Here is a 2,932-nt window from a genome sequence, read left to right on the forward strand (position 1 = left end):
GGCAACACCAAGCCGGCCACGCGCGTGCCCACCATCCCCGTGAGCGTGCGCGACCCCGGCGACACGCTCTTCTCGTAAGGGCACACCCCCGCGGGCGCACCCCCGGCAACACACGCGCCCCGCGCGGGCGCGACGCATGACCCCAGGCAGACCGAGCAAAGGAGCAGCATGGACATCCAGAACTTCTATCGCGGTACCGAGTTCTATGCACAGGACTACCTGGGGGCGCGTCCGGCACAGGGGGGCGTGGTCTTTCGCACCTTCGCCCCCGCGGCAGACGGGATCACCCTGCTGCTCGACGGCCGAGAGGTGCCGATGCAGCGCGTGCAGGACGGCAACTTCTGGGAGGCCCAGGTGCCGGACGCCCAGGTGGGCGACCACTACGAGTACCGCATCTGGCACGCGGGCAGCTACGTGGACCACGCGGACCCGTACGCCTTTGCCTCAGAGCTGCGGCCCGACCACCGCTCCATCGTGTGCGACCTCACGTACCAGTGGGGCGACGCCGCGTGGATGGGCGCGCGCAAGGCGGACGCCAACCAGGCGGACCGCCCGATGAACATCTACGAGATGCACCTGGGCTCCTGGCGCAACCGCGCCGGCGACCAGCAGACGGACGACCCGGCGGACTGGTACAGCTACGAGGAGCTGGCCGAGCCGCTGGCAGAGTACCTAAAGGAGACGGGCTACAACTACGTGGAGTTCATGCCCCTGTGCGAGTACCCGTTTGACGGGTCGTGGGGCTACCAGCCCACGGGGTTCTTCAGCCCCACCAGCCGCTACGGCACGCCGCAGCAGCTCATGCGCCTGGTCGACACGCTGCACCAGGCCGGCATCGGCGTGATCCTGGACGTGGTGCCCGTGCACTTTGCCACGGACCCGTGGGGCCTTGCCAACTACGACGGCACGCCGCTCTTCGAGTACCCCAACGAGGCCGTGGGCGTGAGCGAGTGGGGCAGCCACAACTTCATGTACAGCCGCGGCGAGTCCTGCAGCTTCATGCAGAGCTCCGTCAACTTCTGGCTGGGCTGCTACCACTTTGACGCCGTGCGCATGGACGCCATCAGCCGCATCATCTACTGGCAGGGCGACGAGTCCCGCGGCATCAACAACGAGAACGTGCAGTTCATACGCCGCCTCAACTCCGGCGTCAAGTCGCTCAACCCCGGCACGTTCACGGTGGCGGAGGACTCCACGGACTTTGACGGCACCACGCGCGCGGTTGAGGAGGGCGGCCTGGGCTTTGACTACAAGTGGGACATGGGCTGGATGCACGACACGCTCTCGTACTTCCAGACCGACCCTTACTTCCGCAGCGGCAACTACCACAAGCTCAGCTTCAGCATGATGTACTACCACAACGAGCGCTACCTGCTGCCGCTCAGCCACGACGAGGTGGTGCACGGCAAGGCGACCATCGCCCAGAAGATGTGGGGCGACCACGACAAGAAGTTCCCGCAGGCGCGCTCGCTCTATATGTACATGATGGTGCACCCCGGCAAGAAGCTGAACTTCATGGGGAGCGAGGTGGCGCAGCTCCGCGAGTGGGACGAGAAGCGCGAGCAGGACTGGTTCATGCGCAAGTTCCCGCAGCACGACGCGTTCTACCACTACTGCCGCGACCTCAACCACGCCTACCTGGACCACCCCGCCCTGTGGCAGGAGGACTACGAGGAGCACGGCTTCCAGTGGCTGGACGTTGCCAGCACGGAGCGCTGCAGCTACGCGATAGAGCGCAGGTCCGCGGCGCCGGGCGCGGGCGGCGCCGGCGAGCGGCTCGTGTGCGTGCTGAACCTCTCCGGCGCCACGCAGGAGGACTACGAGGTCACGGTGCCCGCCGCGACCAAGGCGGAGGTCCTTCTCGACAGCGACTGGGACGAGTACTCCGGTACCACGCCCAAGGGGGACGAGAAGATCGAGCTCGACCCCGCGACGCACGTCCTCACCTGCACGCTGCCGCCGTTTGCGAGCGTGCTGCTGCGGGTGGAGTAGCGCCGCAGTCCGCAACCGCCCGCCGCTAGTCGTTGGCGGCCAGCCAGTCACGCATCATGCGCAGGTAGCGAGGGGTATCGTCCGCGTAGCACATGTGGCGGCAGCCCTCGAACAGCTCCCAGCGGGCGCCGGGGATGCCGTCGTACATGGTCTTCGCGATCAGCGGCGTGCAGAGGTCGTCCGTGCCGCTCACCACGAGCGTGGGCACGTGGATCTGGCCCAGGCGGTCGGTGTAGTCCCAGTCCTTTAGGGTGCCTTGCGGCATGAGCTCGTTGGGGCCCCACGCCACGAGGTAGGACTCCGTGCCGGAGCGCTTCGGGCGGCGCAGGCACTCGGGCGCGTCCGGCCCGTAGTGCAGGTCCGCGCAATGGAGCTCCATGTAGTGGTCGATGGCGTGCTGGTACGCCTCACCGGAAAAGTCGCCCGATGCCTCCGCGTCGAGAAGGGCGCGGCGCTCGTCCTCGGGAAGCATCCGTGCCATGCGGTGCTGCTCCCGGCCCCAGAGCTGGGAGGACGGTAGCGTGCTGCTGAGCGTGGCGGAAAGCACGCCCGCGGGCTGGCGGTCGACCAGGTACGTGATCTCGAGCATGCCGCCCCACGACTGTCCCAGCAGGTGGAAGCGAGAAAGCCCCAGGTAGTCCACAAGCGCGGCGAGCTCCCTCACCCACGTGTCCGCGCGCCATAGCTCCGGGTGGCCCTCCACGTAGGAGTTGCCGCAGCCCAGCTGGTCGTAGCTGATCACGGCGCGGCCGTCCGTGGCGAGCGGGTCGAGCAGCTCCATGTAGTTGTGCGTGGAGCCGGGGCCTCCGTGCAGGCAGAGGAGCGGCGCCTTGCCGTTGGCCAGGCCCTTCTGTACGTCGCCAGCTATGCGGTAGTACGTGCGATACTCGCCAAAGGGCATGTAGCCCTCGGTCACGGGGACGCCTGCGGCGCCCTGCTG

1 protein-coding gene and 1 pseudogene are annotated in these 2,932 nt (G+C 67.6%); one reads left to right on the top strand and one right to left on the bottom strand.

Going from position 1 to position 2,932, the window contains the following annotated elements:
• Positions 1-165 precede the first annotated feature (165 nt).
• Positions 166-1,992: pseudogene (glgB, locus tag ACI38Z_RS05080) on the top strand (1,4-alpha-glucan branching protein GlgB); the annotation flags it as partial.
• 25 nt (positions 1,993-2,017) lie between these two features.
• Here the strand turns inward: glgB and pepI are convergent.
• A partial coding sequence (gene pepI / locus ACI38Z_RS05085) for a proline iminopeptidase (protein WP_439789107.1) occupies positions 2,018-2,932 on the bottom strand: 915 nt, incomplete at its 5' end.

Source organism: Parafannyhessea sp. (genome assembly GCF_051876455.1).
Classification (GTDB): domain Bacteria; phylum Actinomycetota; class Coriobacteriia; order Coriobacteriales; family Atopobiaceae; genus Parafannyhessea.